This window comes from Pseudomonas sp. DrBHI1 (assembly GCF_002205115.1).
GTDB classification, from domain to species: domain Bacteria; phylum Pseudomonadota; class Gammaproteobacteria; order Pseudomonadales; family Pseudomonadaceae; genus Aquipseudomonas; species Aquipseudomonas mosselii.
The window spans coordinates 1-5,379 of the sequence record NZ_NIBE01000067.1 but is presented as its reverse complement, the minus strand read 5'-3'; the positions used below and the strand labels follow the sequence as shown (position 1 = coordinate 5,379).

General features: G+C 63.2%; 5 protein-coding genes. 4 read left to right on the top strand and 1 reads right to left on the bottom strand.

Features of this window, described 5'->3' with window-relative positions:
• A partial coding sequence (locus CC207_RS27650; protein ID WP_256582095.1) for a LysR family transcriptional regulator occupies window positions 1-165 on the bottom strand: 165 nt, incomplete at its 3' end.
• 131 nt (window positions 166-296) lie between these two features.
• Between CC207_RS27650 and leuC the strand changes: the two genes are divergently transcribed.
• The 4 genes from leuC to asd all read left to right on the top strand — a co-directional run bounded on the left by leuC (window position 297) and on the right by asd (window position 4,720).
• Window positions 297-1,730: a 3-isopropylmalate dehydratase large subunit gene (gene leuC, locus CC207_RS14935; protein ID WP_028690431.1), complete on the top strand. Its 1,434-nt coding sequence runs from the start codon at window positions 297-299 to the stop codon at window positions 1,728-1,730.
• Window positions 1,727-2,371 (top strand): 3-isopropylmalate dehydratase small subunit, encoded by a 645-nt coding sequence (gene leuD, locus CC207_RS14930; RefSeq protein WP_028690432.1) that lies wholly within the window; start codon window positions 1,727-1,729, stop codon window positions 2,369-2,371. The genes leuC and leuD overlap by 4 nt, the downstream gene beginning before the upstream one ends.
• Before the next feature lie 90 nt (window positions 2,372-2,461).
• Window positions 2,462-3,544, top strand: coding sequence for a 3-isopropylmalate dehydrogenase (leuB, locus tag CC207_RS14925; RefSeq protein ID WP_069017540.1), 1,083 nt, complete (start codon window positions 2,462-2,464; stop codon window positions 3,542-3,544).
• Between the two features lie 63 nt (window positions 3,545-3,607).
• On the top strand, window positions 3,608-4,720 hold the full coding sequence (gene asd, locus CC207_RS14920) for an aspartate-semialdehyde dehydrogenase (protein ID WP_028690434.1): 1,113 nt from the start codon (window positions 3,608-3,610) through the stop codon (window positions 4,718-4,720).
• The last annotated feature ends 659 nt before the right edge of the window (window positions 4,721-5,379 follow it).

The following is a 5,379-nucleotide window of genomic DNA, read 5'->3' as shown; positions in this document are numbered from 1 at the left end:
GACCTCGCGGCCCAGGCGGTCGAACAGGCGCACGTCCAGTTGCTGCTCGAGGCCGGCTATGCGCTTGCTGATGGCCGGCTGGGTCAGGTGCAGGCGTTCGCCCGCCCCGGAAAAACTACCGGTTTCGGCGATGGCGATGAAAGCGCTGAGGTTGGCCAGGTCCATCTATTTGAATTCCCAATAGTTATGCAAAGTATAAAAATTATGAATTTGAGTTATTCAATCTATCGCCATAGCATCGTCCGTACAAGCCAAGGGGTCTTTGGCATAGAAAGACGCTGATGAGGAACAGTCTGATGGCTGGCAAAACGCTCTACGACAAACTCTGGGAAGCTCATGAGGTCAAGCGCCGCGATGACGGCTCCTCCTTGATCTACATCGACCGCCACATCATCCATGAAGTGACTTCGCCCCAGGCTTTCGAAGGCCTGCGCCTGGCCAGCCGCAAACCCTGGCGCATCGACGCCAATATCGCCACACCCGACCACAACGTGCCGACCACGCCGGAGCGCAAGGGCGGTATCGAGGCCATCGTCGACCAGGTGTCGCGCCTTCAGGTGCAGACCCTCGATGAGAACTGTGACGAATATGGCATCGTCGAATTCAAGATGAATGACGAGCGTCAGGGTATCGTCCATGTCATCAGCCCGGAGCAGGGCGCGACCTTGCCGGGCATGACCGTGGTCTGCGGCGACTCGCACACCTCCACCCACGGCGCGTTCGGCGCCCTGGCCCATGGCATCGGCACCTCCGAGGTCGAGCATGTGCTCGCCACCCAGTGCCTGGTGGCCAAGAAAATGAAGAACATGTTGGTGCGCGTCGAGGGTGAATTGCCCGCCGGCGTCACCGCCAAGGACATCGTCCTCGCCGTGATCGGCAAGATCGGCACCGCCGGCGGCAACGGCCACGCCATGGAGTTCGCCGGCAGCGCCATCCGCGAGCTGTCGATGGAAGGCCGCATGACCATCTGCAACATGTCCATCGAAGCCGGTGCCCGGGTAGGCCTGGTGGCTGTCGACGGCACCACGATCGCCTATGTCGAAGGCCGTCCGTACGCGCCTAAGGGCGAGCAGTGGACGCAGGCCGTCGAGGCCTGGAAAGGCCTGGTGTCCGACGCCGACGCCGTGTTCGACACGGTGGTCGAGCTCGACGCCGCGCAGATCAAGCCGCAGGTCAGCTGGGGTACATCGCCGGAGATGGTTCTGGCCGTCGACCAGCGCGTGCCGGACCCGGCCGCCGAGCCCGACCTGATCAAGCGCGGCTCGATCGAGCGCGCCCTCAAGTACATGGGCCTGGCCGCCAATCAGGCGATCACCGAGATCAAGCTTGACCGCGTGTTCATCGGCTCGTGCACCAACTCGCGCATCGAAGACCTGCGCGCCGCCGCCGAGATCGCCAAGGGCCGCAAGGTTGCCGCCAACGTCAAGCAGGCACTGGTAGTGCCGGGCTCGGGCCTGGTCAAGGCCCAGGCCGAGCGCGAAGGGCTGGACAAGATCTTCCTCGAGGCCGGTTTCGAGTGGCGTGAACCGGGCTGCTCGATGTGCCTGGCGATGAACCCGGACCGCCTGGAGAGCGGCGAGCACTGCGCGTCCACCTCCAACCGCAACTTCGAAGGCCGCCAGGGCGCCGGTGGCCGTACCCACCTGGTCAGCCCGGCCATGGCCGCCGCCGCCGCGGTGACCGGCCACTTCATCGATGTCCGCGAGTTGATCCAAGGGAGCGCAGCATGAAAGCCTTTACCCAGCACACCGGTCTTGTCGCGCCATTGGATCGTGCCAACGTCGACACCGACCAGATCATTCCCAAGCAGTTCCTCAAGTCGATCAAGCGCACCGGCTTCGGCCCCAACCTGTTCGACGAGTGGCGCTACCTGGATGTCGGCCAGCCTTACCAGGACAACAGCAAGCGCCCGTTGAACCAGGATTTCGTGCTCAATCATGCGCGTTACCAGGGCGCCAGCGTGTTGCTGGCGCGGGAGAACTTCGGCTGCGGCTCGAGCCGAGAGCACGCCCCGTGGGCGCTCGACGAGTACGGTTTTCGCAGCGTGATCGCGCCGAGCTTCGCCGACATCTTCTTCAACAACAGCTTCAAGAACGGCCTGTTGCCGATCATTCTCGACGCTGCCGAGGTCGACGAGCTGTTCCAGCAGGTCGAGGCCAACCCGGGTTACCAGCTGACCATCGACCTCGAGGCCCAGGCCGTGACCCGCCCGGACGGCAAGGTACTGAAGTTCGAGATCGACGCGTTCCGCAAGCACTGCCTGCTCAACGGCCTGGACGATATCGGCCTGACCCTGCAGGACAGCGACGCGATCAAGGCGTTCGAGGGCAAGCACCGCGCCAGCCAGCCGTGGTTGTTCCGCGACGCGTGATTGACTGCTTGCCCCGCGCAAAGGGGCATTGGACACTGAAGTACTTCGGCGCGCCTGCGAGGCGCGCCGCTTGATTGGATAGAGGAACGCATGAGCAAGCAGATTCTGATTCTCCCAGGTGATGGCATCGGCCCGGAAATCATGGCCGAGGCGGTCAAGGTGCTGGAACTGGCCAACGACAAGTTCCAGCTCGGCTTGAGCCTCACCCACGACGTGATCGGTGGCGCGGCCATCGACAAGCACGGCGTGCCGCTGGCCGACGAGACCCTGGCGCGCGCGCGCCAGGCCGACGCCGTGCTGCTGGGCGCCGTGGGCGGTCCGAAGTGGGACAAGATCGAGCGTGACATCCGTCCGGAGCGCGGCCTGCTGAAGATCCGTTCGCAACTGGGCCTGTTCGCCAACCTGCGCCCGGCCATCCTCTATCCGCAGTTGGCCGATGCCTCGTCGCTCAAGCCCGAGATCGTTTCCGGGCTGGACATCCTCATCGTCCGCGAGCTGACCGGCGGCATCTATTTTGGCGCGCCACGCGGCCAGCGCGAGCTGCAAGGCGGCGAGCGCCAGGCCTACGACACCCTGCCCTACAGCGAGAGCGAAGTGCGCCGTATTGCCCGTGTCGGCTTCGACATGGCCCGCGTGCGCGGCAAGAAGCTGTGCTCGGTGGACAAGGCCAACGTCCTGGCGTCCAGCCAGTTGTGGCGCGAAGTGGTCGAAGAGGTGGCCAAGGACTACCCGGACGTCGAGTTGAGCCACATGTACGTGGACAACGCCGCCATGCAACTGGTGCGCGCGCCCAAGCAGTTCGACGTGGTGGTGACCGACAACATGTTCGGCGACATCCTGTCGGATGAGGCTTCCATGCTCACCGGCTCCATCGGCATGCTGCCGTCGGCGTCGCTGGATGCCGACAACAAGGGCATGTACGAGCCGTGCCACGGTTCGGCGCCGGACATCGCCGGGCAGGGCATCGCCAACCCGTTGGCGACCATTCTCTCGGTGTCGATGATGCTGCGCTACAGCTTCAACCAGACGGCCGCCGCCGAGGCGATCGAGCAGGCGGTGAGCCGGGTGCTGGACCAGGGCCTGCGCACCGGCGACATCTTCTCCGAGGGCTGCCGCAAGGTGGGTACGCAGGAAATGGGCGACGCAGTAGTCGCAGCGCTGCGGAATCTGTAATCTCTCTGGCCCGCCACCAAAAACTCCCGGTGGCGGCCCACTTTTAGCAAAGGTGTAGTTGCGATGAAACGTGTAGGTCTGATCGGTTGGCGTGGAATGGTCGGTTCCGTGCTCATGCAGCGGATGCTCGAAGAGCAGGACTTCGACCTGATCGAGCCTGTGTTCTTCACCACCTCCAACGTCGGTGGCCAGGGCCCGAACGTGGGCAAGGACACTGGCCCGCTCAAGGACGCCTACAGCATCGACGAGCTCAAGACCCTCGACGTGATCCTGACCTGCCAGGGCGGCGACTACACCAACGAAGTCTTCCCCAAGCTGCGCGAAGCCGGCTGGCAGGGCTACTGGATCGACGCGGCCTCGTCCCTGCGCATGCAGGACGACGCGGTGATCATCCTCGACCCGGTCAACCGCAAGGTCATCGACCAGCAGTTGGACGCGGGCACCAAGAACTACATCGGCGGCAACTGCACCGTCAGCCTGATGCTGATGGGCCTGGGCGGCCTGTTCGAGGCTGGCCTGGTCGAGTGGATGAGCGCCATGACCTACCAGGCGGCCTCGGGCGCCGGCGCGCAGAATATGCGTGAGCTGATCAAGCAGATGGGCGGTATCCATGCGGCGGTCGCCGACGACTTGGCCAACCCGGCCAGCGCGATCCTCGACATCGATCGCAAGGTGGCCGAAGCCATGCGTGGCGAGGGCTTCCCGACCGACAACTTTGGCGTGCCGCTGGCTGGCAGCCTGATCCCCTGGATCGACAAGGAGCTGCCGAACGGGCAGAGCCGTGAAGAGTGGAAGGCCCAGGCCGAGACCAACAAGATCCTGGGGCGCTTCAAGAGCCCGATTCCGGTCGACGGTATCTGCGTGCGGATCGGCGCGATGCGTTGCCACAGCCAGGCGCTGACCATCAAGCTGAACAAGGATGTGCCTCTGGCGGACATCGAAGGCATGATCAGCCAGCACAATCCCTGGGTGAAATTGGTGCCTAACCAGCGGGAGATCAGCATGCAGGAGCTGAGCCCTACCCAGGTGACCGGGACCCTGAACGTGCCGGTCGGGCGTTTGCGCAAGCTGAACATGGGGTCGCAGTACCTTGGGGCCTTCACCGTTGGCGACCAGCTGCTGTGGGGGGCTGCGGAGCCGCTGCGGCGGATGTTGCGGATTCTGCTGGAGCGGTGATCTGGGTGGTTTGAGTTTGGTTTTTGAAGAGCCCGTGTTGCGTGAGTGATGCGGGTTTTTTTATTGGTGTTAGATTGGTTGTTGGTTGTTGGTTGTTGGTTGTTGGTTGTTGGTTGTTGGTTGTTGGTTGTTTTGAGGGGTTTGTTCGGATTCTTTTTCAGCGGCGACGCTGATATCGCTGTTTCGCCTTGCGGCGACTTACTTTTGTCTTGGCAAAAGTAAGCAAAACCGCGCGCTCGTTCATCCGGCCCCTGCGCTTCGCTCCGGGGTTCCCTCGCTCCGGCCTTGCTCCCGGGAGGACCGCACTGACGGGCCATCCATGGCCCGCAGTGCTCGACGGCCATCCATGGCCGTCGCCTCCCTCCGCAAGGCCTGCGCTCGGCCTCCTGAAGTCGCGCAAGATACGGGCGGCGCCTGGGCTGGCGCAGCTGTCGCTAGTTGAAATTTTAATTAATCTCTCGATCATATCGCGGGGTGGTCAATACATATCTAAAAGTCAAACAACTAACTTCGAACTTCTCGCTCTCGCTCTCGCTCTTGCTTCTAAGCGCGCGATAGTCCAGGCGCCGCCAATTGCGACTTCAGGAGGCCGAGCGGAGTTCTTGCGTAGGGAGGTGACGGCCATGGATGGCCGTCAAGCGCTGCGCCCCAGGATGGGG

Bases quoted from the DNA above. Each gene is read 5' to 3' on its own strand.
- asd (WP_028690434.1), top strand. From the start codon at position 3,608: ATGAAACGTGTAGGTCTGATCGGTTGGCGTGGAATGGTCGGTTCCGTG.
- leuD (WP_028690432.1), top strand. From the start codon at position 1,727: ATGAAAGCCTTTACCCAGCACACCGGTCTTGTCGCGCCATTGGATCGT.
- leuB (WP_069017540.1), top strand. From the start codon at position 2,462: ATGAGCAAGCAGATTCTGATTCTCCCAGGTGATGGCATCGGCCCGGAA.
- leuC (WP_028690431.1), top strand. From the start codon at position 297: ATGGCTGGCAAAACGCTCTACGACAAACTCTGGGAAGCTCATGAGGTC.